A 26,995-nucleotide genomic window follows, 5' to 3' on the forward strand; every position below is an offset into this window, starting at 1 on the left:
GCGGCGTTCCTTTCGGTCCGTAGCCGAGCGTAACCACATCGCTCCACGCTGGTGACATGAATCACGTAACTCGCCCCGCTCCAGGCGAATTCGGCGACAGCTACCAGTTGGGGTTCACGCTCGGTGAGCATTCCGTGCGGCATCTGCGGCGCGTGCTACGGATGTTGCTGGGGAGCTGGGGCATGACCGGCGTCGCCGAGGCCGCCGAGCTCGCGCTGACCGAGCTGGCCACCAATGTCGTCCGTCACGTGCCGGGCCGGTGGGCCACGACGGTCATCCTGCGGGGGCAGGGCGTGCTGCGGGTGGAGGTCTCGGACGGGTCCGAGCGGCCCGCCCTCCCGGTGCGGCCGGTGGACCGGCTCGGGGAGGGCGGGCGCGGGCTCCTGCTGGTGGACGCGGTGACCGACCGGTGGGGGGTGACGCGGCTGCCCGACGGCAAGACGGTCTGGTTCGAGTGCGACACCGAAGAGGGCTGAGGAGTGAGAGGACGGAGGGGCGACGAGAGCTCCTACTGGGGCCCCTCGTCGAGGGCGCTGATGCCGTCGGGGCTGGACCGGAGGGTGTCGATGTACTCGGAGACCTCTCCCTCGCTCACGTTCCGGCCGCCGGGGGTCTCCGCCCGTGCCTTCTCGATGGCCCTCTCCATCGAGGGCTCGCCCGCCAGGAGCAACGCACGCACCTTCTCCGCGACCGTGTGCAGCACCTGATCTGGTTGCGCTGTCATCTTCACTCCTCCCGTGAGTACGGTGACCGGCGCTCCCAGGTGATCGCGGAACGCCTGGGCGGGCGACCCGGGCGGCCCGGCGGCCCACCGATCTGGTGACCGGCTGGCCTCTGTGGCCTAATGGCTGCTCACACGCACGTACGACCGGGAGGACCCGATCCATGGCAGCCGCCACGCCCGAGCCCGCGACGCTCGCCGCCTTCGAGGCGGCCAAGGGCTTCATGCCCGTACGGGAGGGCCTGGCCCTGTACGCGGCGGCCGTCGAGGCCGGGCGGCTCGGGCTGCCGCTGCTCGAGGTCGGGACGTACTGCGGGCGGTCCACGATCCTGCTGGCCGACGCGGCGCGGGCGGCCGGGACCGTCGCCGTGACCGTGGACCACCACCGGGGCAGCGAGGAGCAGCAGCCGGGGTGGGAGTACCACGACCCGACGGTGGTGGACCCGGAGGTCGGCCTGATGGACACCCTGCCGACGTTCCGCCGGACCCTGCACGCCGCCGGCCTGGAGGACCACGTCATCGCGGTCGTCGGGCGGTCGCCGCAGGCGGCGCGGGTGTGGGCGGGCGAGGTCGGGCTCGTGTTCATCGACGGCGGGCACACGGACGAGCACGCGAACGGCGACTACGAGGGCTGGGCGCCGCGCGTCGCGGAGGGCGGGCTGCTGGTGATCCACGACGTGTTCCCCGACCCGGTGGACGAGTTCACCGGCCAGGCCCCGTACCGGGTGTACCTGCGGGCGCTGGAGTCGGGCGCGTTCACGGAGGTGTCGGCGACGGACTCGCTGCGGGTGCTGCGGCGCACGGGCGCGGGAATCTGAGCGTCCCGCGCGGGGAGCGCCTAGGCTCGCGCACGTGCACGACGACGACATCCCGAAACCCGTCCCCGCCCCTGTCCCCGTCCCCGTTCCCGCGTCCGCGTCCGTGCGCCGGCGGCGGGCGCGCGCCGGGCTGGCCGTGGCGGCGGCCGCGCTGCTGACGACCGTGGCGGTGGGCTGGCTGGTGCGGGCGGCGGCCGACGACACCGGGCGGCGGGCGGGTGGCGCGCCGCCGGATGCGGTACCGACGGCGGGCGCGGCGGCGGTGTCGCCTTCCCCGTCTGCCGCGCCCGAGGGTGCCACCCTTCCCCTGTCCGGGAAGACGGTCGTGATCGACCCTGGCCACAATCCAGGCAATTTCGATCACCCGAAGGAAATCAACGCTCTCGTCGACGTCGGTACGCATCGCAAGGAATGCGACACCACCGGCACCGCGACCGCCGACGGCTACACGGAGGCGGAATTCACCCTCGACGTCTCACACCGTCTGCGCACCCTGCTCCGCGAGCAGGGCGCGACGGTCGTGTTCACCCATGACGCCGATCGTCCGTTCGGGCCGTGTATCGACGAACGGGCCCGCGTCGGCAACGCGGCACGGGCGGACGCGGTGGTCTCCGTCCACGCGGACGGCTCGGCGGCCGGGAACCGGGGCTTCCATGTGATCCTGCCCGCGAAGGTCCGTGGAGGTGCTGCGGACACGACAAAAATCGTCGGTCCTTCGCGTACGCTCGGCGAGCACATCGCCAGGACGTTCGCCCTGGCGACGGGCAGCGCCCCCGCCAACTACATCGGGGGCGGTACGGGGTTGGACGTGCGCGACGATCTGGGCGGGCTGAACCTGTCGGCCGTGCCCAAGGTGTTCGTCGAATGCGGCAACATGCGTGATCCGAAGGACGCCGCGCTGCTCAAGGACGGCTCCTGGCGGCAGAAAGCGGCGCGGGGAATCGCGGACGGCATCAGCACCTACCTGAACGGGTAGGGACAGCGGACGATACATTCGTCCGTACGATGGGGGCCGCCCCCGTGCTTCGCGCCACCCGACGACGAGACGAACCGACGAAGGACTTCTACACGTGAACATCCGCTCCCTCACTCGAGGCGATGGCGTGGTGATCGGAGCAGCGGTGGTGCTGTTCATCGCCTCGTTCCTGAACATCGCCGAATGCTCGGGCTCCTTCTGCGACGCGGTGCCGAGCCCCTGGGAACTCTCCTACCTGGGCTGGGGCGTCTTCTTCACCGGCGTCGCCGGTGCCGCCCTGGTCGTGGTGAGCCACCTGCTGCCCCAGCCGCGCAAGGTCGCCGGGCTCGACCTGGGGCAGGCCGGTGTCGTCCTCACCGTCGCCGCCGCATGGTCCATGCTCATGTGGATCTTCGAGGCGGAGAACGCCGGAGCCGCGCTCATCCTCGGCCTGATCGCTTCCCTGCTGCTGGCCGCCGGGGCCGTCGCCTCGCCGCTGGTGCCCGCGCTCAAGGCGCCGCTGATGGGTGCGCCGCGTCCGCAGACCCCGCAGCCGTACGGCGGGCAGCCGGGCCAGCAGGCCATGCCCCCCGGTGGTTACGGCTACCCGGGCGCGCAGCCCTACGGCGGGCAGCCGGGTCAGGGCGGGCAGCCGCAGCCTTACGGGGCGCAGCCCTCGCAGGGCGGCGGTCACCCGCAGGCCGAGCAGCAGGCGCAGCACACGCCCGCGCCCGCATCGGACTTCTCGCCGTTCTGGTTCGCGGTGCCGGTGGCCCGGCCGCTGTACGCGGAGGACGGTTCGCCGTCGCCGATCGCCGAACTCGCCCCGGGTACCTGGTACCTGGCGGTGGAGCAGCGCGGCGCGGCCCTCGTGGCGCAGACGCAGGACGGCCGGCGCGGTGTGCTCCAGGACACGACGGGCATCCAGCGCGGCTGACCGCACGACCGCACAGCACGACGGCCCCTCGCCCTTCCGGGTGGGGGGCCGTTGGCGTACAGTCCCGTCCGACGCCCGTGACTGACGTACCGTCAGGAAGGTTCGCCCATGCGGCTCGGACTGGCCCTCGGGTACTGGGGGCGGCGCCCCGACCCCGCGCACCTCGGTCTCGCCCGGGAGGCGGAGCGGCTCGGGTACGACTCGGTGTGGACGGCCGAGGCGTGGGGGTCGGACGCGTTCACACCGCTCACCTGGATCGCCGCGCACACGTCCCGGATCCGGCTGGGTACCGCCGTCGCGCAGATGGCCGCGCGGGCGCCGACGGCCACCGCGATGCACGCGCTGACGCTGGACCACCTGTCGGGCGGGCGGATGCTGCTGGGGCTCGGTCTCTCAGGTCCGCAGGTGGTCGAGGGCTGGTACGGGCGGCCGTTCCCCCGCTCGCCGCTCACCGCGACGCGGGAGTACGTGGACGTGGTCCGCCAGGTGCTGCGCCGCGAGGCGCCGGTGGCGCTCGACGGGCGGTTCCATCCGCACCCGTACGCCGGGGCGGACGCCACCGGGCTCGGCAGGGCCCTGCGGCCGATCACCCACCCGCTGCGGGCCGGCCTGCCGGTGCTGCTGGGCGCCGAGGGGCCGAAGAACATCGCGCAGACGACCCGTATCGCCGACGGGTGGCTGCCCCTGTACTGGTCGCCGTTCCGGACCGGCGCGTACACGGACGCGCTCGCCGGGGCCGCCCCGGGCTTCATGGTCGCGCCGCTGGTGCGGGCCCGGGTCTGCGACGACGTCGCCGATGGCCTGCTGCCGGTGAAGGCGATGCTCGGGTTCTACATCGGCGGCATGGGCCACGCCGCCCGCAATTTCCACGCCGACCTGATGGCCAGGATGGGGTACGGGGACGCGGCCCGCCGTGTCCGGGAGCTGTTCCTGGCGGGGCGGCGCGACGAGGCCGTGCTCGCCGTGCCGGACGCGTTCGCCGACGAGATCTCCCTCGTCGGCCCGCGCGGCCGGATCGCCGAGCGTCTGGCACTGTGGCGGGCGGGGCCCGTCACGGACCTGCTGGTGACGGCCCCCGACCCCGCGACCCTGCGCGTACTGGCCGAGCTGAACCGCTGAACCCAGCCCCCCGAGCCGCAGCCCCCGAACCGCCGCCCTACCGGCCGCAGCAGTCCGGGGCGAGACCGCGCGGGAGGCGTTCGGCGCCGAAGACCGCCGTCGTCGCCTCGTCGCCGCCCAGCGCGGCCACCGCCAGGAGCAGGGCGCCCGCCGTCCAGGTGGTGAGCTCCTCCGGCCACACGGCCGGGGCGTTGTCGCCGTCGGCCTCGAAGACGTACCCCGTCCAGTACATGCCGCCGTCGGCGCGGAGGTGGCCGATGGACCGGAGGATCTCCAGCGCCCGGTCGGACTCCCCCATCGCCCACAGCGCGAGCGCGAGTTCGCAGCTCTCGCCGCCCGTCACCCACGGGTTCGGCAGGACGCAGCGCACCCCGAGACCGGGCACGACGAACTCGTCCCAGCGGCTCTCGACGCGCTCCTTGGCGGCCACACCGGTGACGGCGCCGCCGAGGACCGGGTAGTACCAGTCCATCGAATAGCGGTCCTTGTCGAGGAACCGCTCGGGGTGGTGGGCGACGGCGTGGGCCAGGGCTCCCGTCGCGAGCTCCCAGTCGGGCTGCGGCTCCTCCCGCTCGTCGGCGATCGCGAGGGCGCAGCGCAGCGCCTGGTGGATGGAGGAGCTGCCGGTCAGCAGCGCGTCCGTGACGGGGGTGCCGTCCGGCTCGCGCTTCCAGCCGATCTGGCCGCCCGGCTGCTGGAGCCGGAGGACGAACTCCACGGCCGCGTACACCACGGGCCACATCCGGTCGAGGAACGTGTCGTCGCCGGTGGCCAGGTAGTGGTGCCAGACGCCGACCGCGACGTACGCGCAGAAGTTGGTCTCCCGGCTCCGGTCGGTGACCTGCTCGGCGTCGCCGTCGTGGTACGCGGCGTACCAGGAGCCGTCCTCGTTCTGGTGCCGGGCCAGCCACTCGTAGGCGCGGGCGGCCGCGGCGTGCTCGCCCGCGGCGTCCAGCGCCATGGCGGCCTCGGTGTGGTCCCACGGGTCCAGGTGGTGGCCCCGGAACCAGGGGATGGCGCCGCTGTCCCGCTGGGCCGCCAGGATCCCGGCGACGGTCTCGGCGGCCTGCTCGGCGGTCAGGACACCGGGCAGGACGAGGTGTTCGGTCCTCTCGGGGCTCGCGTCGGGGCTCGTCACGCGGTCTCGGCCTCGTCCCTGGGAAGGTGGGGCTTGGTCGCGTACACGACGAAGCTCTTGCCGACGACCGGGTTGAGCAGCTGCTCGGCGACGCGGGTCAGGGCGGGCTTCTTCATGATGTCCCAGACCAGCAGCTTGTGGTACGCGCGGACCGGCAGCGCCTTGTCGTTGTCGACGCCGAACGCGCACTTCAGCCACCAGTAGGGCGAGTGCAGGGCGTGCGCGTGATGGGTGCCGTACGGCTTGAGGCCGGCCTGCCGGATCCTGCCCAGGAGTTCGTCGGCCTTGTAGATGCGGATGTGGCCGCCCTCGACCTCGTGGTAGGCGTCGGAGAGCGCCCAGCAGACCTTCTCGGGGCCGTAGCGCGGGACGGTGACGGCGATGCGGCCGCCCGGCTTCAGGACGCGGACCATCTCGGCGAGCACCCCCTTGTCGTCGGGGATGTGCTCCATCACCTCGGAGATGATCACGACGTCGAAGGACGCGTCGGGGAACGGCAGGTTCAGCGCGTCGCCCTCCATCGCGGTGGCCGTCGCGCCGGCCGGGGCCTCCCCGGCCTCCTTCATGGCGGCGAACCACTTGGCGACCTCGCGGATCTCCTCGCCGTTCTGGTCCAGCGCGACCACGTGCGCGCCGCGCCGGTAGCACTCGAAGGCGTGCCGTCCGGCTCCGCAGCCCAGGTCGAGCACGCGGTCGCCGGGGGCGAGCGGGAAGCGGGTGAAGTCGACGGTCAGCACGAGTGCGGCCTGCTTTCGCGGTCGAGGGGGTCGAGGTGGGGGGTCGAGGCGGGGCGAGGTGGGAGCGGGGTGGGGCGAGGTGGGAGCGGGGTGGGGCGAGGTGGGAGCGGGGTGGGGCGAGGTGGGAGCGGAGTGGGGCGAGGTGGGAGCGGAGTGGAGGGGGGGTGCGGGCGAGGTGGCGGGAGGTGCGGGCCTGGGCGGTGCTGCGGGCCGCACGCCCGGGGCGGGGTCAGCGGGCGGTGGCGGGCCTGCGGGCCGTTCCGCTCGCCGCGACGGCCTCCCGGTACAGTTCCGCCGTGCCCTCGGCCGCGCGGGCCCAGGTGAAGCGGTCCAGGACCCGGGCGCGGCCCGCCGCGCCGAGGCGCGGGCGCAGCTCATCGCCGCCGGGGCCGAGCAGCCGCGCGAGCGCGGCCGCCAGGGCTCCGGCGTCACCGGGCGGGACGGCCAGGCACGTCTCACCGTCCGGGCCCGCGACCTCCGGGATGGCGCCGCCCGTGGTGGCGACGAGGGGCGTCCCGGTGGCCATGGCCTCGGCGGCCGGCAGCGAGAAGCCCTCGTACAGGGACGGCACACAGGCGACCTGGGCGCCGCGAACCAGGTTCACGAGCTCGGCGTCGCTGATGCCCTTGACGAACTCGACGGCGTCCTGGAGCCCGTACCGTTCGATGGCCTGGGCGACCGGGCCGTCCTCGGCCCGCTTGCCGACGACGACGAGGTGGGCGGCCGGGATGTCGGTGCGCAGCTTGGCGAGCGCCTCGACGAGATGGACGAGGCCCTTGAGGGGGACGTCCGCGCTGGACGTGGTGACGATCCGGCCGGGCACCTCGGCGACCGACGGGTCGGGGGACCACAGGCCGGTGTCGGCGCCGATGTGGACGACCCGGACGCGCTCGGGCCGCACACCCAGGTGGTCGACGATCTCCTGCCGGGACGAGCCGGACACGGTGAGCACGGAGGGCAGGCGGCGGGCGACCCGCTTCTGCATACGGGTGAACGCGTACCAGCGGCGTACCGAGGCGCGGCGCTTCCAGTCCGGCGCGGCGTCCAGCTCCAGCTGCCGGTCGACGGTGATGGGGTGGTGGATCGTCGTGACGAGGGGGGCGCCGATCGCCCCGGGGCCGCCGAGCAGGCCGTAGCCGAGCGTCTGGTTGTCGTGGACGACGTCGAAGTCGCCTCGGCGGGCGGCCAGGTGGCGGCGGGCCCGGAGGGAGAACGTCAGCGGCTCGGGGAAGCCGCCCGTCCACATGGTCGCGACCTCCAGGGCGTCGACCCAGTCCCGGTACTCGCCGCGCCGGGGGGTGCGGAACGGGTCGGGCTGCCGGTACAGGTCGAGGCTGGGCAGCTCGGTGAGCGGCACGCCCTCGTCCAGGACCGGGTACGGCTGCGAGCCGATCACCTCGACGCTGTGCCCCAGGCGGGCGAGCTCGCGGGACAGATGGCGTACGTAGACGCCCTGGCCGCCGCAGAACGGGTTCCCCTTGTAGGTGAGGAGAGCGATGCGCAGCGGGCGGCTCCCGTCGGCGGCCGGTGCGGCGCCCGTGCCCGCACGGGGGCCTGCGTCTATGGCCTCTGCGGTCACTCGCGGCCCCCTTCATCCCTGCGTGTTCGGCGGAGCGTAACCGGTCGCGCTAATCTAGAACAAGTTCCAGACTTGATCGTTCTTGATCGTTCAAGGAGCTTCGAATCTACCGGCAGGTAGCGCGCGTGTGAGGGGCGGATCAGGTGATTCGCGCCACGGCGGGGCGGCGGCCATACTGTCGCGCACGCGAGCGTCGCGCGGGTGCGGGACGCGTACGTCGCGGGACGCATGCGGGAGGCGCCCCGGACGCGATGAGCACGGCATGAGGGCAGTGAAGGCACGACGGGGGCGACGGGATCGATGACAGCGGACGACAGACCGGCCTCGCCGCCGCTGACCGAACGCCAGGAGGCGCGCCGCCGCCGCATCCTGCACGCCAGCGCGCAGCTCGCGGGCCGGGGCGGCTTCGACGCGGTGCAGATGCGCGAGGTGGCCGAGGCGGCCGGGGTCGCGCTCGGCACGCTGTACCGGTACTTCCCCTCCAAGATCCACCTGCTCGTCGCCACCATGCAGGACCAGCTCCAGCATCTGCACGGCACGCTGCGCAAGCACCCCCCGGCCGGCGACACGGCGGCCGAGCGGGTCGCCGAGACCCTGATGCGGGCCTTCCGGGCGCTCCAGCGCGAGCCGCACCTCGCGGACGCGATGGTGCGGGCCCTGACCTTCGCCGACCGCAGCGTCAGCCCCGAGGTGGACACGGTCTCGCGGCAGACGACGGCGATCATCCTGGACGCGACGGGCATCGACCGCCCGACCCCGGAGCAGCTCTCGGCGGTCCGGGTGATCGAGCACACCTGGCACTCGGCCCTGATCACCTGGCTGTCCGGCCGGGCGTCCATCGCCCAGGTGAAGATCGACATCGAGACGGTCTGCCGGCTGATCGACCTGACGGCGCCGCCGGGCGCGGAACGGGACTGACGAGCGCCCCACCACCGCCCGCGCGGCCTGGGGCGCGTACGCCGACGGCCCCAGAGCCCTTACGACACAGGGCGGTTCGCGCGACTCGGGGCAGCCCGCATGACGTGGGGCAGGCAGCTCGCGCGGCGTGGGCAGCCCGCTGACGTGGGGCAGGCAGTTCGCGCGGCGTGGGGCAGCTCGTGCGATGCGGGGCGTTCGTGCGCCGTGCGGCGGTCCGCGCGACTCGGGGCAGCCCGTATGACCTCGGGCGGCCCGCGCCCCTGGGCGCGCATGCCGACGACCTACGAGGCGGGTTCCCTTCGCCGGTATTGTCCGGATCAGGTGTCTGGGGGTCGCCTTCCAGGCGTACGGCCTCTCGGCCCCACGTCCTTCCGGCCTCTCAGCCCGACCGTCGACGTCGGCACCAGCGGATGCCGACTGCTACATCGGCGTCTCGCCAGAGTCGGCTACTCCGGTCGAACTCCCTCACTCGTCTCGTAGGCCTATAAACAGGATAAATCGCACCGGTGGTCGTGCGCTAGTCCTCCGACGGGAAAATCGGCTCCCCGCTGCCCAGCAGTTTCAGGGCGATGGCCTCCACGGGGCAGCTCTCGGCGGCGGTGAGGATCTCCTCGGCCGCGTCGGTCTCCGCCTCGACGGGGTGGGCCTGGCGGCCCGCGTCGAGGCGGAAGGCGCCCGGGGCGTGGTGGAGGCACTGGGCGGAGCCGACGCACACCGTGCGGTCGACCTCCACGTGCCAGCGGTCGCCCATCACTCGGCTCCGTGGCCCGCCGGGAGGTGGATCATCTTGTGCTCCAGGTACTCGGCGTACCCCTCGGGGCCGAACTCGCGGCCGAGGCCGGAGTTCTTGTAGCCGCCGAACGGGCCCAGCATGTCCAGGCTGAAGGTGTCGACGTTGAAGGTGCCGGTGCGCACGCGCCGGGCGAAGTCGATCCCGCGCGCGACGCCCGCCTCGGTGCCGGCCGTCCAGACACTGCCGCTCAGGCCGTAGTCGGAGTCGTTCGCGATACGCAGGGCCTCGTCCTCGTCGCCGTACGGGATGAGGCAGACGACCGGGCCGAAGATCTCCTCGCGGGCGATCCGCATCCCGTTGTGCACCTCGCCGAAGAGCGTCGGCTCCACGTACCAGCCGGTGGACCGCCCGGCGGGGCGGCCGCCGCCGGTGAGGACCTTGGCGCCCTCCTTCTGGCCGATGCCGATGTAGTCGAGGGAGCGCTGCCGCTGGCGCCGGGCGACGAGCGGGCCGACCTGGGTCGCCGGGTCGAGCGGGTCGCCGACCACCAGGGCTCCGGCCGCCGCCGCGAACGCGTCGGCGAACTCCTCGTACCGGGCGCGCGGCGCGAGGATCCGGGTCTGCGCCACGCACGCCTGGCCGTTGTTCATCCACGCGGCCGGGACGATCCCGGCGACCGCCGCTTCGCGGTCCGCGTCCGGCAGGATCACCGCCGCCGACTTGCCGCCCAGCTCCAGGGTGACCCGGGTGAGGTTGCGGGAGGCGACCTCCATGACGCGGCGGCCCGCCGCGACCGACCCGGTGAAGGAGACCTTGTCGACGCCGGGGTGCCCGACCAGGTACTCGCTGACCTCCCGGTCGGCGGGCAGGATCGACAGCACGCCCTCCGGCAGGCCCGCCTCCTCGGCGATCGCGGCCAGGATGTACGCGTCGAGCGGCGTCTCGGGCGACGGCTTGAGGATCGCGGTGCAGCCCGCGAGCAGGGCGGGACCGAGCTTCGCGGCGGCGGTGAACTGCGGCACGTTCCACGGCACGACGGCCGCGACGACACCGACCGGCTCCCGGCGCACCAGGATCGGCCCGAGGACACCGGACCGCCGTTCCTCGTGCGGGAAGTCCCGGGCGACGGTGATCGCCGCGTCCCACACCATCATCGCGCCCAGCGCCTGCGCGAGGACGCTCCAGGAGTACGGTGAGCCGTTCTGCGCGCTGACCGACCGGGCGATCTCCTCGTGCCGCACGGCGACGGCGTCCTTGACGCGGGTGACGACGGCGATCCGCTCCTCCAGCGGCATCCTGGGCCAGGGCCCCTCGTCGAAGGCGCGGCGCGCGGCCGCGACCGCCCGGTCCACATCCGCTTCGGAGGCGTGCGGGACCCGGCCGATGACCTCCTCCGTGTGCGGCGAGACCACCTCGATGACGGCCTCGCCCAGAGGGGCGGTCCACCTGCCGCCGATGAACAGTTCCCCGTGTTCGACCAGCTCGGTCATCGTCGACCACCCGTCTTCCGGCACGTCTTCTGATACTGCGTCAGTTCTGCGAGTCTGTTTCTGACGCTGTTTCAGAACTGATACCAGTTCTCGTTATAGTGGGCAATGGCCGACCGTACGGCGGTGGCGACGAGGGGGTCTCATGGCGCGGGTGACCGAGCACGGCGGAGGCGTCTGGAGCATCGCGGTCCCCATCCCGGACAACCCCCTCGGCCACACCCTCGTCCACGTCCTCGACACCGATCGCGGGCCGGTCCTGATCGACACCGGCTGGGACGACCCCGGCTCCCGGGACGTCCTGGCCGCCGGGCTCACCGCGCTCGGCACCTCCGTCGCGGACGTCCACGGCGTCGTCATCACCCACCACCACCCCGACCACCACGGCCTGTCCGGCCAGGTACGGGAGGCGTCCGGCGCGTGGATCGCCATGCACCCCGCCGACACCGCCGTCGTACGCCGCACCCGGTCGGCACCGCCCGGCACCTGGCTCGCCTACCTGGCCGCCAAGCTGACCGCCGCCGGCGCCCCCGCACACCACACCGCGCCGCTGCTGGCGGCCGGCGCGGACGCCGCCACCCTGCCCGGCCTGCGCCCCGCCCTGCCCGACCGGGACATCGTCCCCGGCGAGCGGCTCGACCTCGCGGGCCGCAGACTCCGTGCCGTATGGACACCCGGCCACACCCCCGGCCATGTGTGCCTGCACCTGGAGGAGGAGCACCCGGCCATGCTGCCCGGCCACGGGCGGCTCTTCTCCGGGGACCATCTCCTGCCCGGCATCTCCCCGCACATCGGTCTGTACGAGGACCCCGACGACACCACCGCCACCGACCCCCTCGGGGACTACCTCGACTCGCTGGAGCGGATCGGGCGCCTCGGGGCCGCCGAGGTGCTCCCCGCGCACCAGCACGCCTTCACCGGCGCCGCCGCCCGCGTACGGGAGCTGCTCGCCCACCACGAGGCCCGGCTCACCGCCCTGCTCGGCCTGCTCTCCGCCCCCCGCACACCCTGGCAGCTCGCCGAGCGCATGGAGTGGAACCGGCCGTGGGCCCGGATCCCGTACGGCTCGCGGAACATCGCCGTCGCGGAGGCCGAGGCCCACATCCGGCACCTGGTCGAGCGCGGCCGCGCCGAGCCGGTGCCGGGCAGCGACCCGGTCGCGTACCTGGCGCGCGGGGACACCGGGCGGGCGGCCGGACGGACCGCGGGGGGTGGCCTGGAGACAGCCGGGGGGTAGTGCCGACCGGGTGCCGAGTGCGGGCCGGGCGTCCCGCACCGGCCGGAGTACGGGCCGGTAGAGTGTGCGAGTCGTCCATGCCCGTACGGGGGGAAGCCGGTGCAAATCCGGCGCTGACCCGCAACCGTGACCCACCTCAGGTGGCGAGCCGGAATGCCCCGTACGGGCGCGTGACCGGCTCGTGTCACCGGGGGCCACCCGGTGGCCGGCACCGTCGAGGAATACGGAGCCGGAGCCCGGTGCCCTCGCGTGCCCGGCCCCCGGCCCCACAGGAGGGCCACCCGTCATGACCACCGCTCGCCGCGGCCCCGCGGCGCTCGCCGCGGCCACCGCCGTACTGCTCACCGGGGGCGCGGCCGTCGCCCCCGCTGCCCACGCCGCACCGACGCCGAGCCCCGCGCCCGTCGTCGTCCCCTCCGGCCTCTACGGCACGAAGGACCCCACGTACGACGGTGTGTGGCGGCAGTCGCTGGCCTTCGTGGCGCAGAAGCTCACCCAGGTGAAGCCCGCCCAGAAGTCCGTGGACTGGCTGCTCGGGCAGCAGTGCGCGAGCGGCGGCTTCCCCTCCTACCGCCCCGACCCGGCCAAGCCCTGCGACGCGACGACCCCGCTCGACACGAACGCGACCGCCGTCGCCGTCCAGGCACTCGCCGGGCTCGACAAGCCGGAGACGGCGGACGGCGAGACCGACCCCGTCACCAAGGCCATGCGCGCGGCCACCTCCTGGCTGAAGAACGCCCAGAACAAGGACGGCGGCTGGAGCTACAACCCGGGCGGCCCCAGTGACGCCAACTCCACGTCCCTCGTCACCGGCGCCCTGTCCGTGGTGGGCGTCAAGCCCGGCGACATGCGCTCGGCGAGCGGCAAGAACCCCTACGACGCGCTCCTCACGTTCGCGCTGCCGTGCGACGCCAAGGCGGGCCCCGGCGCCTTCGCCTACCAGCCCGCCCAGGACGGCACGCTCGTCGCCAACGACGACGCCACCGCCGCCGCCGTGCTCGCCGGTCTCGGCAAGCGCGTCCCCGCCAAGGGCGTGACGCCGTACCAGGCACCGACCTGCGAGGACACCGCCAAGCCGAGCGCCGAGCGGGCCGCCCGCAACGGGGCCGCGCACCTGGCGGCCGTGCTGGCCGCGAAGGGCCACCTCGACCTGCCGCCCATGCCGGGCGCCGCGTCCCCCACCGCCCCGCAGCCCGACATCGGCAACACCGCCGACGCCGTCGTGGCCGTGGCGGCGGCCGGGCACGGCGACAAGGCCGCCGGGGCCCTGAAGTGGCTCACCCGGAACTCCGCCGCCTGGGCGAAGGACGGCGGCCCCGCCGCGTACGCACAGCTGATCTTCGCCGCGCACGCGATGGAGGCCGACCCCCGCGACTTCGGCGGCGTCGACCTCGTGGCGCGCCTCAACGCGACCGGCCCCACGCCGGAGTCGACACCGGAGGCCACTCCGACCGCCGTCGAGCCGAAGAAGGACGAGGAGCGGGGCGAGGACGAGGGCATCAACGTCTGGCTGATGATCGGGATCTTCCTCGTCGCCGGCATGGGCATCGGCTTCCTGCTCAGCGGCCGCAACAAGAACCGGCAGCCGTGACCGCTGCGGTACGCGGGCGGGCCGGCGGCCCGCCGCCCGTCACGACGCGCGCCGCGCGGCCGACCGCCGTGTCCACCCGGCTGACCGCCGTGCTGGCCGGGCTCGCCGCTGTGCTGCTGCTCGCGGCGGGCCCCGCGCAGGCGGCCGGATACCGGTACTGGTCGTTCTGGCAGTCCGGGACGGACGGCACCTGGAGCTACGCCACGCAGGGCCCGGCGACCGCACGGCCGGCCGACGGCACGGTCGACGGCTACCGGTTCGCGGTGAGCGCCGACTCGGGGGACGCGGCGCGACCGCGCCAGCAGCCCTCCTTCGACGCGGTCTGCGGCACCGTGCCCGCCAAGGACGGCACCAAGCGGGTCGGGGTCGTGGTCGACTTCGGCGTCCCCGACCACGCCCCCGACGGCGAGACCCCGCCCGCCCGGCGCACCGCCTGCGCGCAGGTCCGTACCGACGCGACCAGCGCGGAGGCGCTGGCCGCCGTCGCCGCGCCGCTGCGCTACAACAACCAGGCGCTGCTGTGCGCGATCACCGGCTACCCGGAGAAGGGGTGCGGGGAGAGGGTGGCGACCGAGCCGTCCGGCGCGGCGTCCGGCCCCGCGACCACGGCGCCCTCCGCTTCCCCCGCCTCCCCCGCCGCGTCGGAGACCGGGTCGGCGGAGCGGCAGGTCGACGGCGGTCCTTCGCTGGGTGTCGTCGCCGGTCTCGCGGCCGTCGTCGCCCTCGGTGCCGCCGCCGTCGTACAGGCCCGCCGCCGTCGCCGATGAGCCGGACGACATGGCGGGCGCCCGAGGCGCACCGGGGTAACGCCGTGCACGCGGGCGCGTGGTGGCTGTGGGCCATCGGCCTGGCCACGGCGGCGTCCCGCACCACGAACCCGCTGCTGCTCGGGCTGATCGTCGGCGTCGCCGGCTACGTGGTGGCGGCACGGCGCACCGACGCGCCGTGGGCCCGCTCGTACGGGGCGTTCATCAAGCTGGGTCTCGCCGTCGTGGCCATCCGGCTGGTCTTCTCGACCCTGCTCGGTTCGCCGATCCCCGGGACGCATCCCCTGTTCACGCTGCCCGAGGTGCCGCTGCCCGACTGGGCGCAGGGCGTGCGGATCGGCGGCCGGGTCACCGCCGAGCAACTGGTGTTCGCGCTGTACGACGGGGCGAGGCTGGCGACCCTGCTGATCTGCGTGGGCGCGGCGAACGCGCTCGCGAACCCGGCGCGGCTGCTGAAGTCGCTGCCGGGCGCGCTGTACGAGATCGGGGTCGCCGTCGTCGTCGCGATGACGTTCGCCCCGAACCTGGTCGCCGACGTGGTGCGGCTGCGCACCGCGCGGCGGCTGCGCGGCCGCGCGACCGGCGGGATCGGTGCGGTGCTCCAGATCGGTCTTCCGGTCCTGGAGGGCGCGCTGGAGCGGTCGATCGCGCTGGCCGCCTCCATGGACGCGCGGGGCTACGGCCGTACGGCCGAGGTGCCGGCGGCCGTACGGCACACCACCACCGTGCTCACCCTCGGCGGGCTGCTCGGCGTCGCGGCCGGATCGTACGGGCTGCTCGCCGCGGAAGGCGCCCGGTACGGGCTGCCGTTGGCCGCCGCCGGGCTCGCCGCCGCGCTCGTCGGGCTGTGGCTGGGCGGGCGCCGCTCGCCGCGCACCCGCTACCGGCCCGACCGGTGGGGCGTGCGCACCTGGCTGGTCGCCGCGTCCGGGATCGCCGTCGCGGGCCTGATGATCTGGGCCACCGGGTACGCCACGGACGCGCTGCGGCCCGGTGTCGTACCGCTCGCCGCGCCCGAACTGCCGCTGTTGCCCGCGCTGTCCGTCCTGGTGGGCCTGGTGCCGGCGGTCGTCGCGCCGGTGCCCGTCGCCCCTGCCCCCGAGGAGTCCCGGTGATCCGGTTCGAGAACGTGTCGGTGACCTACGACGGCGCGGCCGCGCCCGCCCTGCGGGACGTGGACCTGACCGTCCCCGAGGGCGAACTCGTCCTGTTGGTCGGCCCGTCCGGGGTCGGCAAGTCGACCCTGCTGGGTGCCGTGTCGGGGCTCGTCCCGCATTTCACCGGCGGCACACTGCGCGGACGGGTCACCGTCGACGGCCGCGACACCCGCACCCACCGGCCGCGCGAGCTGGCGGACCTGGTCGGCACCGTGGGCCAGGACCCGCTGGCCCACTGCGTCACCGACACCGTCGAGGACGAACTCGCGTACGGCATGGAGTCGCTGGGCCTCGCGCCCGCCGTGATGCGCCGCCGGGTCGAGGAGACCCTCGACCTGCTGGGCCTCGCCGACCTGCGGGACCGGCCCATCGCGACGCTGTCCGGCGGCCAGCGGCAGCGGCTCGCGATCGGCTCGGTGCTCACCCCGCACCCGAAGGTGCTGGTCCTCGACGAGCCGACGTCGGCGCTGGACCCGGCGGCCGCCGAAGAGGTGCTCGCGGTGCTGCAACGGCTGGTCCACGACCTGGGGACGACGGTGCTGATGGCCGAGCACCGGCTGGAACGGGTGGTGCAGTACGCGGACCGGGTCGCCCTGCTGCGGTCACCGGGCACGCCGCTGGTCGTCGGCGCGCCCGCCGATGTGATGGCGGTCTCCCCCGTGTACCCGCCGGTGGTGGGACTGTCCCGGCTGGCCGGCTGGTCACCGCCCGCGCTCACGGTCCGCGACGCCCGCCGCCGCGCGGGCGCTCTGCGGGAGCGCCTGGCCGACGCGATGGGCGAGGCCGACCCCGGCGGGCCGGCGCGGGCTGGCGGGTCGGGCCGGGCTGGCGGGTCGGGCCGGGCTGGGGGGTCCGGCGGGGCGGTCCAGGCTGGGGGGTCCGGCGGGGCGGGCCAGGCCGGTGGGTCCGGTGAGGCGGTCCGGGCTGGTGGGTCCGGCGGGGTCGGTGGGTCGGTGGAGTCCGGCGGGGCGGTGCAGGCTGGCGGGTCGGTGGGGTCCGGCGGGGCGGTCCAGGCCGGTGGGTCCGCTGTGGCGGGGCTCGCCGCTCAGTCCCGTACGGCGTCCTCGGCGGAGGAGCGGCCGCCCTCGGCGGAGGGTCGCTCGTGGTGGCCGTTCCGGCGGCGCGCCGCCGGAACGGCTCCGTGCCCGCCCGGGGGCGCGTCCGCCCGGGGCGTCGCGGACGAGGGCGTCGTCCACGTGGACCGGCTTGCTGTGCGGCACGGCCGCGTCGAGGCGCTGCGCCGCGTCGACCTGGACGTACGCGCCGGTGAGACGGTGGCCCTCATGGGGCGCAACGGCGCCGGCAAGTCGACCCTGCTCGGGGCGCTGGTGGGCATGGTCGAGCCCGCGTCGGGCACCGTCCTCGTGGCGGGCCTGGCCCCGTACCGCACCCCTCCGCGCACCCTGATCCGGCACGTCGGTCTGGTCCCGCAGGAGCCGCGCGACCTGCTGTACGCGGACACCGTGGCCGCCGAGTGCGCGGCGGCCGACGCCGACGCGGGCGCCGCTCCCGGCGCCTGCCGGGCGCTGGTGTCCGAGCTGCTGCCCGGCGTCCCGGACGACGCGCATCCCCGCGACCTGTCCGAGGGGCAGCGGCTCGCGCTCGCGCTGGCCGTCGTCCTGACCGGGCGGCCATCGGTGCTGCTCCTCGACGAGCCGACCCGGGGCCTGGACTACGCCGCCAAGGCCCGGCTGGTGGAGGTCCTGAAGGGTCTCGCCGCGCGGGGGCACGCCATCGTCATGGCGACGCACGACGTGGAGCTGGCGGCGGACCTGGCGCACCGGGTGGTGATCCTCGCCGACGGCGAGGTCGTCGCGGACGGGCCGACACCCGAGGTGGTGGTGTCGTCGCCGGCGTTCGCGCCGCAGGTCACGAAGATCCTCGCGCCGCAGCCGTGGCTGACCGTCGCCCAGGTGGGGGCGGCGCTGTGACCGGCCACGGCACGGTGCGGCCGGTACGGCTCGGGCCCCGGTCGGTCGTCGCCCTGGTCCTGGTCAGCGCCGTCGGGGTGGTCGCGTTCGGCTGGCCGCTGCTGGCGGACGGCGCGTCGAGCCTCGCGGACCGGTCGGGGAGCGCGCCGTGGCTGTTCGCGGCGCTGCTGCCGCTGCTGGTCGGGGTGGTCGTGGCGACCATCGCCGACCAGGGCATGGACGCCAAGGCGGTGGCGATGCTGGGGGTGCTGGCCGCTGTCGGGGCGGCGCTGCGCCCGCTGGGCGCGGGTACGGCCGGTCTTGAGCCGATGTTCTTCCTGATGGTGCTGAGCGGCCGGGTGCTGGGCCCCGGGTTCGGGTTCGTGCTGGGCGCGGTCACCATGTTCGCGTCGGCCCTGCTCACGGGCGGGGTGGGGCCGTGGATGCCGTACCAGATGCTGTCGATGGCCTGGTTCACGATGGGCGCTGGACTGCTGCCCCGGAGGATCGGGGGCCGGGCCGAGCTGCTGACGCTGGCGCTGTACGGGGCGGTGGCGGCGTTCGCGTACGGCACGATCATGAACCTGCAGGGCTGGGTGCTGCTCCAGGGCATGGGCAGCGGCATCTCCTTCCAGGCCGGTGACCCGCTGCGCGAGAACCTGGTGCGGTTCGTGGCGTACTGCGCGGCGACCTCCCTGGGGTGGGACGCGGGCCGCGCGGCGCTCACCGTGGTCCTCGTCCTGACCATCGGATCGACGGTTCTGAAGGCGCTGCGGCGGGCGACTCGGCGGGCCGCGTTCGAGGCCCAGGTCACATTCGAAGGCCCCCAGAAGCCGCATAGGGCACCTTTCGGGGTGAGGCGCCCCACGCGACCCACGTCACATACGAGCCGGGTTAGTAGCCCCGATGGCGTCTCGGCGGACCCCCGGTCCGCCCGTGGCGACCTGCGCTGACCGGTCGGCGCCGGCGGTGCGCACGGGGCCGCGTCTCCGGCCCCGCCTCGTACAGGGGGGTCGTTGCGTCGGTGCGTCCCGGCTGCTTCTCTGGTGATGTCGCCGGGCACCGATCGCATCGGAACGCCCCCTGGCAGGCCACTCCCCAAGCCCCTGGCTCTGGTTCCGGCATGCCTGAGACGCCCTTGTCCCCGACGTTAGGTCGCTTCGTGTTCCGCTCCATCGCCAGCCGTTTCTCCGCCCGCCAGAAGTCCGCCGTCGCCGCCGCAGCCGTGCTGCTGGGTGCCTCGGGCGCTGTCATGGGAGCGACGGCTCCGGCTTCGGCCGCGACCTCCGCGCAGGAGATCGCCAAGAAGATGGTCCCGGCCGGCCAGTACCAGTGCTTCAGCAAGATCGTGGAGCATGAGTCCGGCTGGAACCACACCGCCACCAACGCCTCGTCCGGCGCCTACGGCCTGGTCCAGGCCCTGCCCGCGTCGAAGATGTCGTCCGCGGGCTCGGACTGGAAGACGAACCCGGCCACCCAGATCGAGTGGGGCCTGGACTACATGAACGACCGCTACGGCAGCCCGTGCGACGCCTGGTCCTTCTGGCAGTCCAACGGCTGGTACTGAGCCGCGGTTGCGGTCTCGTAGCGCCGCGTCATAGGGCGCGTCACGCCCCGCCGCGCGTCATAGCGCGCGTCATAGCGCCGCCTTCGCGTGAGGGCCCCGGTGAGCGAACTCACCGGGGCCTTTCCCGTACCCGCGCGCGCCGGCCCCCGCCGGCCCCCGCTACAGCCGCTACAGCCGCTACAGCCGCTACAGCCGCTGGATGATGGTGCCGGTGGCGAGCGCGCCGCCCGCGCACATGGTGATCAGTGCGAACTCCTTGTCGCTCCGCTCCAGTTCGTGCAGGGCCGTGGCGATCAGCCGTGCGCCGGTCGCCCCGACGGGGTGGCCGAGCGCGATCGCGCCGCCGTTCACGTTCACCTTGTCGAGGTCCTGCTCGAAGACCTGGGCCCAGCTCAGCACGACGGCCGCGAACGCCTCGTTGACCTCGACCAGATCGATGTCCCGCAGGGACATCCCGGCCTTGCCGAGGACCGCGCGGGTGGCGTCGATCGGCCCGTCGAGATGGAAGTGCGGGTCGGCGCCGACGGCCGCCTGCGCGACGATCCGGGCGCGCGGCCTCAGCTTCAGGGCCCGCGCCATGCGCTTGGACGCCCACATGAGGGCGGCGGCGCCGTCGGATATCTGTGAGGAGTTGCCCGCGGTGTGCACGGCGGTCGGCATCACCGGTTTGAGTCCGGCGAGCGCCTCCGCGCTGGTGTCGCGCAACCCCTCGTCGCGGTCGACGAGCCGCCACATGCCCTGCCCCGCGGCCTGCTCCGCCTCGGTGGTCGGCACCTGCACGGCGAACGTCTCGCGTTTGAACCGCTCCTCCGCCCAGGCGGTCGCGGCGCGCTCCTGGGACAGCAGCCCCAGCGCGTCGACGCGTTCGCGGCTGAGGCCCCGGTGGGCGGCGATGCGTTCGGCCGCGTGGAACTGGTTGGGCAGGTCGACGTTCCACTCGTCGGGGAACGGCTTGCCCGGACCGTGCTTGGAGCCGCTGCCGAGCGGTACGCGGGACATCGCCTCGACGCCGGAGCTGATGCCGACGTCGATCACGCCCGAGGAGATCATGTTGGCCACCATGTGGGCGGCCTGCTGGGAGGAGCCGCACTGGCAGTCCACGGTCGTGGCGGCGGTCTCGTACGGCAGTCCCATGGCGAGCCAGGCGGTGCGGGCGGGGTTCATCGACTGCTCACCGGCGTGGGTGACCGTACCGCTGACGATCTGCTCGACGCAGTCGGCGGGTATGCCGGTGCGGCCGAGGAGTTCGCGGTAGGTCTCGCCCAGCAGGTACGCCGGGTGCAGATTGGCGAGCGCGCCCGCGCGCCTGCCGATGGGGGTGCGTACGGCTTCCACGATGACGGGTTCCGCGGCCATGAGCTCGTCCTCTCGTCGCGCCCACGGGCGTCCCGGCGCCCTGCGGGGCGGATCTGGGGGAACCAACACGACTAGTACGCGTTCTAGTTACCTTGCAGTCTGGGAGGTGCTACCCCGGGTACGCAAGGGTCGTGCACGGGCCGCCCGCCCGCGCGGGCGCGAACCGGGCCGCCGCGGCCCTTGCGACTTGTAGAACTCGTTACTACCTTGCGGGCACCCTGTCTGATGGGCCGTCAGATCGTTTGTGCCGATGTCGTCAGACGCCTCGCCAGACGTGCTGCTCACCGCCAGCCATGGAGCCGCCGATGTCCTGCCCCCACCTCTCCGGAGGATTCGACTTCACGGACCCGGACCTCCTCCAGGCCCGTATCCCCTATCCCGAGTTCGCCGAGGCACGGCGGACCGCCCCGGTCCAGTGGTGCCCCCAGCGGCGCGGCATCGCCGGGTTCGACGACGAGGGCTACTGGGCGGTGACCCGGCACGCCGACGTCAAGTACGTGTCCACGCACCCCGAGCTGTTCTCCTCGTCCACCAACACGGCCATCATCCGCTTCAACGAGTCCATCCACCGCGAACAGATCGACGCCCAGCGGCTGATCATGCTGAACATGGACCCGCCCGAGCACACCCGGGTCCGGCAGATCGTCCAGCGGGGCTTCACCCCCCGGGCGATACGGTCCCTGGAGGACGCCCTGCGCCACCGGGCGCGGTCCATCGTGGACACCGCGCGCGACGCGGCGGGCGCGGACGGGACGTTCGACTTCGTCACGGACATCGCCGTCGAACTGCCCCTCCAGGCCATCGCCGAACTCGTCGGCATCCCCCAGGAGGACCGCACCCGGATCTTCGACTGGTCCAACAAGATGGCCGCGTACGACGACCCCGAGTACGCCCTCACCGAGGAGGTCAGCACCGAGGCGGCCATGGAGATCGTCGCGTACGCGATGAACCTCGCCGCCGCCCGCAAGGAGTGCCCGGCCGAGGACATCGTGTCGCGGCTGGTCGCCGCGGAGGACGAGGGCAACCTCTCCAACGACGAGTTCGGGTTCTTCGTGATCCTGCTGGCCGTCGCGGGCAACGAGACCACCCGCAACGCCATCAGCCACGGCATGCACGCCTTCCTCGACCACCCCGACCAGTGGGAGCTGTACAAGCGGGAACGGCCGGCGACCACCGCCGAGGAGATCGTCCGCTGGGCGACCCCGGTCGTGTCGTTCCAGCGCACCGCCACCCGGGACCTGGAGCTCGGCGGACAGAAGATCAGGGCGGGCGACCGCGTGGGCGTCTTCTACTCCTCCGCCAACCACGACCCCGAGGTGTTCACCGACCCCGACCGGTTCGACATCACCCGCGACCCCAACCCCCACCTCGGGTTCGGCGGCGGAGGACCGCACTTCTGCCTCGGCAAATCCCTCGCCGTCCTGGAGATCGACCTCATCTTCCAGGCCGTCGCCGACACCCTCCCCGGCATCCGCCGGGCGGGCGAACCGCGCCGGCTGCGCTCCGCCTGGATCAACGGCATCAAGGAACTACGGGTCGCCGTCGGGAATCCCGGGCCCCGGTAGGCCGCCTCGGGTAGTTTCCCGAGCATGACCCAGGAACGATGGACCGCTGTCGACACCTACCTCACCGACCTGCTCGCCCCCGCCGACGAGGCCCTGACCGGCGCACTCGCGGCCAGCGACAGCGCGGGGCTGCCGCAGATCGCCGTGGCGCCGAACCAGGGCAAGCTGCTGCACCTCCTGGCCCGTATCCAGGGTGCCCGCACCATCCTGGAGATCGGCACGCTCGGCGGCTACAGCACCATCTGGCTGGCCAGGGCGCTGCCGAAGGACGGCAGGCTGATCTCCCTGGAGTACGACCCCGCCCACGCCGACGTCGCGCGCGGCAACCTCGCCGCCGCCGGACTCGACGCCGTCGCAGAGGTGCGCACCGGCGCGGCCCTCGACACCCTGCCGGCGCTGGAGGCCGAGGGCGCGGGCCCCTTCGACCTGGTCTTCATCGACGCCGACAAGCGCAACAACCCGCGGTACGTGCGGTGGGCGCTGAAACTGAGCCGGCCGGGCGGTGTCATCGTCGTGGACAACGTGGTGCGCGGCGGGGCGGTCGCCGACGCGGACACCGAGGACGAGGCGGTCCTCGCGACCCGCGAGATGTTCGAACTGGTCGCGCGGGAACCGAGGCTGGACGCCACGGCGATCCAGACGGTCGGCGTGAAGGGCTACGACGGGCTGCTGGTGGCCCGGGTGGTGTCCTGAAGGAAAACCGCTGGCGGGAAGGGTGACCGGCGGGTTAGGCAGGGGGCATGACCACGAACTGGGCCGTGCGCCCCGAGCATTACGACACGGCCGACGCCACCGCCCTGCGCCGCGATTACTACGCGGAGGTCGCCGGCCGCTACTGGCGCCGCCCCGCCACCACCGCCGAGGTCGACGAGGGGCTCACGAACGACGGGGTCGAGGCACTGGCCCCGCCCACCGGCCGGTTCCTCGTCGGCCGGTACGACGGGGCACCGGCGGCGTGCGGCGGCGTCCTGCTGCTCGACGCCGACCGGGCGGAGCTCACCCGCGTCTACGTCCGGCCCGAGTTCCGGGGCACCGGCGGCGCCACCCTGCTGATGGCCGCCCTGGAGGAGGCCGCCGCCGCCCTGGGCGCCTCCCGTGTCGTCCTCAACACACGCCTGGACCTGGTGGAGGCGCGGGCCGTGTACACGCGCGGCGGCTACCGGGAGATCCCCGCGTACTGCGAGGGCCCGTACATGGAGATCTGGTACGGCAAGGAGCTCGCCGCCCGCTAACGGCGGCGGCCGGAGCGGGCGCGGGTCCAGGCGCTAGCTGCGGCGGCCGGAGCGGGCGCCGGTGCGGGTGCTGGTCGGCGGGCGCGGGTCCAGGCGCTAGAGGTGGTGGTCGGGGGGCGGTTCGCGCATGGGGCGTTCCCGGTCCGAACCGCTCAGCTCCGCCGTCAGCTCCTCGACCAGTTTGATCAGGTCGGTCGGCCGGTCGGGACCCCACCAGTCGCCGAGCAGCTCAGCGAGGGAGTCCTCCCGGGCGTGGGCCAGCGCGGTCGCCGCCTCCACGCCCCGGTCGGTCAGCATCAGCTGGAGCCCCTCGCGGCGGGCCAGGCCCCGCTCCTCGACCTGCCGGGACGCCTCCGTGATGGCCCTGATCGGCACGGGCGTGGTCTCGGCGAGCCGGGCGGGCTCCACCGTGCCGTGGCGCCGGATGCGCAGCAGCAGCCAGCTCGACGCGGGCAGCAGGTCGAGTCCGGCGCGGGCGGTGATCTTCTCGTAGACCGCCTTGCGGCCCTCCCGGGAGCCGAGCACGGACAGGGCACGGGCGCACTCGTCGTACGAGGAGCGCTCGACCGGGTTGGAGGCGATGGTCTGGCTCGGGTCGGGCGCGGTGACGGAACCCCGCAGCCGGTCCTCCTTGAGGAACCAGGCGATGAGGAAGGCGAGGACGACCACCGGCACCGCGTACAGGAAGACGTCCGTGATGGAGGTCGCGTACGCGGAGATCGCCCGCGGCCGCAGGTCCGGGGGGAGTTCACCGATGGCGCGCGGGTCGGCGGAGATCGCGTGGGCGTCGGCCCCCGGCGGCACCTCCCGGCCCGCGAGCGCCTCGGCGAGCTTGTCGGTGAGCCGGTTGGTGAAGACGGTGCCGAAGACGGCGACACCGAACGACGCGCCGATCGACCGGAAGAACGTGGCGCCGGACGTGGCGACGCCCAGGTCCTCGTACGAGACGGCGTTCTGCACCACCAGCACCAGGACCTGCATGACCAGACCGAGACCGGCGCCGAAGACGAAGAAGTACAGGCTCATCACCCAGGTGGCGCTGGCGGGCTCCATCCGGTGCAGCAGGAGCAGGCCGACGGCGGTGACGGCGGTGCCGGCCACGGGGAACACCTTCCAGCGGCCGGTACGGCTCACGATCTGCCCCGAGGCGGTCGAGGTGATGAGCATGCCGAGCACCATGGGCAGCATGTGCACCCCGGACATGGTGGGGCTGACGCGCTGGACGACCTGGAGGAACGTCGGCAGGTAGGTCATCGCGCCGAACATGGCGAAGCCGATGACGAAGCTGATGACGGACACCAGCGTGAAGGTGCGGATCCGGAACAGCTTCAGGGGCAGGACGGGTTCGGCGGCGCGGCGCTCCACGGACACGAACCACACCAGCAGCACCAGGCCGAGGACGGCGAGCGCGATGATCTGCGTCGAGCCCCAGGCCCAGGTGGTGCCGCCGAGCGACGCCACGAGGACCAGGCAGGTGGCGACCGACGCGATGAGGAACGTGCCGAGGTAGTCGATGGTGTGGCGGGTGCGGCGCACCGGGATGTGCAGGACGGCGGCGATCACGAGCAGGGCCACGACGCCGATCGGCAGGTTGATGTAGAACACCCAGCGCCAGCTCAGGTGTTCGGTGAACAGCCCGCCGAGCAGCGGACCGAGGACGCTGGTGGCGCCGAACACCGCGCCGAACAGGCCCTGGTACCTGCCTCGCTCCCGGGGCGGGACGATGTCGCCGACGATCGCCATGGACAGCACCATCAGACCGCCGCCACCCAGCCCCTGGACGGCGCGGAAGGCGATGAGCTGCGGCATGTTCTGCGCGATGCCGCACAGCGCGGAGCCGACGAGGAAGATGACGATCGCGGTCTGGAACAGCTTCTTGCGGCCGTACTGGTCGCCCAGTTTGCCCCAGAGCGGCGTGGCGGCGGTCGCCGCCAGCATGTAGGCGGTGACGACCCATGACAGATGGTCCATGCCGCCGAGTTCGCTGACGATCGTGGGAAGGGCGGTGGAGACGATGGTCTGGTCGAGCGCGGCGAGCAGCATGCCGAGGAGGAGCGCGCCGATGGCGACCAGGACAGTGCGTCTGTCCCCGCTCCCGGGCTCCGGCGACGGGCTGGTGTCCGGGGTGCTCACTTCCTGCGCCATGGAATCTCCCTCGCCTCCCTCACTCTTTCCTCCTCCATCGTGGGTGTTCTGGCCGGTTATGGCCTGCCGAGCGAGGAACGCGGCGTTGGGCGGGCCCGTATGGGGCTGCATAATCGCTGGCAGTTCACAGGGGAGGGGCACCACAGTGGCTGAAAAGGTCTGTCCTGCGTGCGGCACACCGCCGGGCGTGGGCTGCGCCTGCGCCGGGCCGGTACGGGACATGAGGGCGGCGACGCCGGGCATGCCGACGGCGCCGGCGGCCGGACCGTACGGGGAGGATTTCGAGCCGCTCCGGATTCGCCCGTACGTGCACCTGGCGGCGCCGGTGGGCGCGGCCGCCGACGCGCCCCCTCCGGACGCTGTTCCGCCGGAAGCGCTGTCGGCGGACGCGCTGTCGGCGGAGCAGTTCGGTGACCCGGCGTCGACGATGCCGCTGTTCCTCCCGCAGGGCCACGACCCGGGGGCCGGTCCCGGCGGTCCCGGCGGTCCCGGCGTGCCTCCGGGGCCGCTGCCGCCGGAGCGCACGCCGCCGCCGGAGGCCGACCCGCTCAACGGCCCGCCCACGCGCCCCCACGCCGTCCCGCTCACCGACCCGCACGCCGACCCGCACGCCGCCCTGCCGCCGTACGACGAGCACCCGGACGCCACCTCCGGCTTCGCCCCGGATGCCGCGCCCGACGTCACCCCCGACGTCGCGCCCGGACCGCGCCGCTCCCGGCGCCGCGCCCCCGATCCGCGCCACGCGGGCCGTCGTCCCTCGATCGTGGTGCTCGGGGTCGCCGCGGCCGTGGTGGCCGTGATCGGCACGGCGGCGTTCGCCGGGGGCCTGTTCGGCGGCGACGAGGCGGACCGCGTGATGCCGGACCCGAGCGCCCCCGCGTGGCCCAGCGACCAGCCGGAGCCACCGTCCACGGAGGCGTCGGGTTCGACGCTGGCGTCCCCGTCGGCGACGCCGTCCCCGTCGGCATCCTCCACCCCACCGGCCCCGAGGCCGTCCGACGGTACGGGCGGGTCGGCGACCGACACCGGATCGACGCCCACCCGGGCCGAGACCCGCACCAAGGCGCCCACGGCCGGCACCAGTCTGAGCCGGGGCGACCGGGGCCAGGGGGTCACGGACCTCCAGCACCGGCTCCGGGAGCTCGGCCTGTACGACGGGCCGATGCACGGGCGCTACGACAAGAACGTGGAGAAGGCGGTGGCCGCGTACCAGGCACGCCGGGGCATCACGGCCGACCCCAGGGGCGTGTACGGCTCCACCACACGAGGCTCCCTGGAGGGCGAGACGGCAGGCCGCTGACCCGGACGAACCGCGAGGCCGGCCGG

At 73.9% G+C, this 26,995-nt stretch carries 25 protein-coding genes and 1 riboswitch; of the genes, 17 read left to right on the forward strand and 8 right to left on the reverse strand.

The features are described from left to right. The first annotated feature begins 56 nt into the window (after positions 1-56). A complete protein-coding gene (locus ACGF5U_RS02685; RefSeq protein WP_392714871.1) occupies positions 57-476 on the forward strand; it encodes an ATP-binding protein in 420 nt (139 codons plus the stop codon). Between the two features lie 32 nt (positions 477-508). Here ACGF5U_RS02685 and ACGF5U_RS02690 read toward each other — a convergent pair whose 3' ends face one another. Continuing rightward, a complete protein-coding gene (locus ACGF5U_RS02690) occupies positions 509-724 on the reverse strand; it encodes a hypothetical protein (protein WP_392714870.1) in 216 nt (71 codons plus the stop codon). 161 nt (positions 725-885) lie between these two features. Here ACGF5U_RS02690 and ACGF5U_RS02695 point away from each other — a divergent pair, with 161 nt between their 5' ends. From ACGF5U_RS02695 to ACGF5U_RS02710, 4 genes are all read left to right on the forward strand, one after another. Then, the gene (locus tag ACGF5U_RS02695) at positions 886-1,539 is read left to right on the forward strand and encodes a class I SAM-dependent methyltransferase (RefSeq protein WP_392714869.1); all 654 of its coding nucleotides are present in this window, start codon (positions 886-888) and stop codon (positions 1,537-1,539) included. A gap of 136 nt (positions 1,540-1,675) precedes the next feature. Next, positions 1,676-2,515 (forward strand): N-acetylmuramoyl-L-alanine amidase, encoded by an 840-nt coding sequence (locus tag ACGF5U_RS02700; protein ID WP_392714993.1) that lies wholly within the window; start codon positions 1,676-1,678, stop codon positions 2,513-2,515. Between the two features lie 94 nt (positions 2,516-2,609). Further along, positions 2,610-3,431, forward strand: a complete 822-nt coding sequence (locus ACGF5U_RS02705) for a DUF5336 domain-containing protein (protein WP_392714868.1) — start codon at positions 2,610-2,612, stop codon at positions 3,429-3,431. 108 nt (positions 3,432-3,539) lie between these two features. Further along, positions 3,540-4,550 (forward strand): LLM class F420-dependent oxidoreductase, encoded by a 1,011-nt coding sequence (locus ACGF5U_RS02710; RefSeq protein WP_392714867.1) that lies wholly within the window; start codon positions 3,540-3,542, stop codon positions 4,548-4,550. Positions 4,551-4,587: 37 nt separating this feature from the next. On the opposite strand, the gene ACGF5U_RS02715 is transcribed toward ACGF5U_RS02710, so the two are convergent. The 3 genes from ACGF5U_RS02715 to ACGF5U_RS02725 form a co-directional block, all read right to left on the reverse strand. Further along, a complete protein-coding gene (locus tag ACGF5U_RS02715; RefSeq protein ID WP_392714866.1) occupies positions 4,588-5,688 on the reverse strand; it encodes a prenyltransferase in 1,101 nt (366 codons plus the stop codon). Then, the gene (locus tag ACGF5U_RS02720) at positions 5,685-6,425 is read right to left on the reverse strand and encodes a class I SAM-dependent methyltransferase (RefSeq protein ID WP_392714865.1); all 741 of its coding nucleotides are present in this window, start codon (positions 6,423-6,425) and stop codon (positions 5,685-5,687) included. Before ACGF5U_RS02720 ends, ACGF5U_RS02715 begins: the two co-directional genes overlap by 4 nt. A gap of 229 nt (positions 6,426-6,654) precedes the next feature. Continuing rightward, complete coding sequence (locus ACGF5U_RS02725) at positions 6,655-8,004, reverse strand: glycosyltransferase family 4 protein (RefSeq protein WP_392714864.1); 1,350 nt, start codon at positions 8,002-8,004, stop codon at positions 6,655-6,657. A 300-nt stretch (positions 8,005-8,304) separates the two neighbouring features. Between ACGF5U_RS02725 and ACGF5U_RS02730 the strand changes: the two genes are divergently transcribed. Then, on the forward strand, positions 8,305-8,922 hold the full coding sequence (locus ACGF5U_RS02730; RefSeq protein ID WP_392714863.1) for a TetR family transcriptional regulator: 618 nt from the start codon (positions 8,305-8,307) through the stop codon (positions 8,920-8,922). Between the two features lie 517 nt (positions 8,923-9,439). On the opposite strand, the gene ACGF5U_RS02735 is transcribed toward ACGF5U_RS02730, so the two are convergent. Together ACGF5U_RS02735 and ACGF5U_RS02740 are read right to left on the reverse strand one after the other, a co-directional pair. Next, the gene (locus tag ACGF5U_RS02735; protein WP_392714862.1) at positions 9,440-9,673 is read right to left on the reverse strand and encodes a ferredoxin; all 234 of its coding nucleotides are present in this window, start codon (positions 9,671-9,673) and stop codon (positions 9,440-9,442) included. Further along, the gene (locus ACGF5U_RS02740) at positions 9,673-11,145 is read right to left on the reverse strand and encodes an aldehyde dehydrogenase (RefSeq protein WP_392714861.1); all 1,473 of its coding nucleotides are present in this window, start codon (positions 11,143-11,145) and stop codon (positions 9,673-9,675) included. Before ACGF5U_RS02740 ends, ACGF5U_RS02735 begins: the two co-directional genes overlap by 1 nt. A 142-nt stretch (positions 11,146-11,287) precedes the next feature. On the opposite strand from ACGF5U_RS02740, the gene ACGF5U_RS02745 reads away from it, so the two are divergent. From ACGF5U_RS02745 to ACGF5U_RS02775, 7 genes are all read left to right on the forward strand, one after another. Further along, entirely contained in the window at positions 11,288-12,379 is a 1,092-nt protein-coding gene (locus tag ACGF5U_RS02745; protein WP_392714860.1) for an MBL fold metallo-hydrolase, read from the forward strand. Between the two features lie 49 nt (positions 12,380-12,428). Continuing rightward, a riboswitch (cobalamin riboswitch) is annotated at positions 12,429-12,558 on the forward strand. A gap of 107 nt (positions 12,559-12,665) precedes the next feature. After that, positions 12,666-13,970, forward strand: a complete 1,305-nt coding sequence (locus ACGF5U_RS02750) for a prenyltransferase/squalene oxidase repeat-containing protein (RefSeq protein WP_392714859.1) — start codon at positions 12,666-12,668, stop codon at positions 13,968-13,970. Continuing rightward, positions 13,967-14,737: an SCO2322 family protein gene (locus ACGF5U_RS02755; protein WP_392714858.1), complete on the forward strand. Its 771-nt coding sequence runs from the start codon at positions 13,967-13,969 to the stop codon at positions 14,735-14,737. Before ACGF5U_RS02750 ends, ACGF5U_RS02755 begins: the two co-directional genes overlap by 4 nt. Continuing rightward, entirely contained in the window at positions 14,734-15,852 is a 1,119-nt protein-coding gene (locus ACGF5U_RS02760) for an energy-coupling factor transporter transmembrane component T (RefSeq protein ID WP_392714857.1), read from the forward strand. Before ACGF5U_RS02755 ends, ACGF5U_RS02760 begins: the two co-directional genes overlap by 4 nt. Further along, entirely contained in the window at positions 15,849-17,825 is a 1,977-nt protein-coding gene (locus ACGF5U_RS02765; RefSeq protein ID WP_392714856.1) for an ABC transporter ATP-binding protein, read from the forward strand. Before ACGF5U_RS02760 ends, ACGF5U_RS02765 begins: the two co-directional genes overlap by 4 nt. Further along, positions 17,822-18,757, forward strand: a complete 936-nt coding sequence (locus ACGF5U_RS02770; RefSeq protein ID WP_392714855.1) for an ECF transporter S component — start codon at positions 17,822-17,824, stop codon at positions 18,755-18,757. The genes ACGF5U_RS02765 and ACGF5U_RS02770 overlap by 4 nt, the downstream gene beginning before the upstream one ends. 170 nt (positions 18,758-18,927) lie before the next feature. Continuing rightward, positions 18,928-19,371 carry a transglycosylase SLT domain-containing protein gene (locus tag ACGF5U_RS02775; RefSeq protein ID WP_392714854.1) on the forward strand — a complete coding sequence of 148 codons (444 nt, stop codon included), beginning with the start codon at positions 18,928-18,930 and terminating at the stop codon, positions 19,369-19,371. Between the two features lie 186 nt (positions 19,372-19,557). On the opposite strand, the gene ACGF5U_RS02780 is transcribed toward ACGF5U_RS02775, so the two are convergent. After that, positions 19,558-20,727, reverse strand: a complete 1,170-nt coding sequence (locus tag ACGF5U_RS02780; protein WP_392714853.1) for a steroid 3-ketoacyl-CoA thiolase — start codon at positions 20,725-20,727, stop codon at positions 19,558-19,560. A gap of 305 nt (positions 20,728-21,032) precedes the next feature. Between ACGF5U_RS02780 and ACGF5U_RS02785 the strand changes: the two genes are divergently transcribed. From ACGF5U_RS02785 to ACGF5U_RS02795, 3 genes are read left to right on the forward strand one after another with little or no spacing between them, the layout of a single operon-like run. Further along, positions 21,033-22,292: a cytochrome P450 gene (locus tag ACGF5U_RS02785; protein WP_392714852.1), complete on the forward strand. Its 1,260-nt coding sequence runs from the start codon at positions 21,033-21,035 to the stop codon at positions 22,290-22,292. 24 nt (positions 22,293-22,316) lie between these two features. After that, the gene (locus tag ACGF5U_RS02790; RefSeq protein WP_392714851.1) at positions 22,317-22,985 is read left to right on the forward strand and encodes an O-methyltransferase; all 669 of its coding nucleotides are present in this window, start codon (positions 22,317-22,319) and stop codon (positions 22,983-22,985) included. Between the two features lie 47 nt (positions 22,986-23,032). Continuing rightward, positions 23,033-23,524: a GNAT family N-acetyltransferase gene (locus ACGF5U_RS02795; RefSeq protein ID WP_392714850.1), complete on the forward strand. Its 492-nt coding sequence runs from the start codon at positions 23,033-23,035 to the stop codon at positions 23,522-23,524. 96 nt (positions 23,525-23,620) lie between these two features. Here the strand turns inward: ACGF5U_RS02795 and ACGF5U_RS02800 are convergent, their stop codons facing one another. Then, entirely contained in the window at positions 23,621-25,669 is a 2,049-nt protein-coding gene (locus ACGF5U_RS02800; RefSeq protein ID WP_392714849.1) for a DHA2 family efflux MFS transporter permease subunit, read from the reverse strand. A gap of 220 nt (positions 25,670-25,889) precedes the next feature. On the opposite strand from ACGF5U_RS02800, the gene ACGF5U_RS02805 reads away from it, so the two are divergent. Beyond that, positions 25,890-26,969 carry a peptidoglycan-binding protein gene (locus tag ACGF5U_RS02805; RefSeq protein WP_392714848.1) on the forward strand — a complete coding sequence of 360 codons (1,080 nt, stop codon included), beginning with the start codon at positions 25,890-25,892 and terminating at the stop codon, positions 26,967-26,969. The last annotated feature ends 26 nt before the right edge of the window (positions 26,970-26,995 follow it).

This window comes from Streptomyces sp. NPDC047886 (genome assembly GCF_043204435.1).
Lineage (GTDB): Bacteria > Actinomycetota > Actinomycetes > Streptomycetales > Streptomycetaceae > Streptomyces.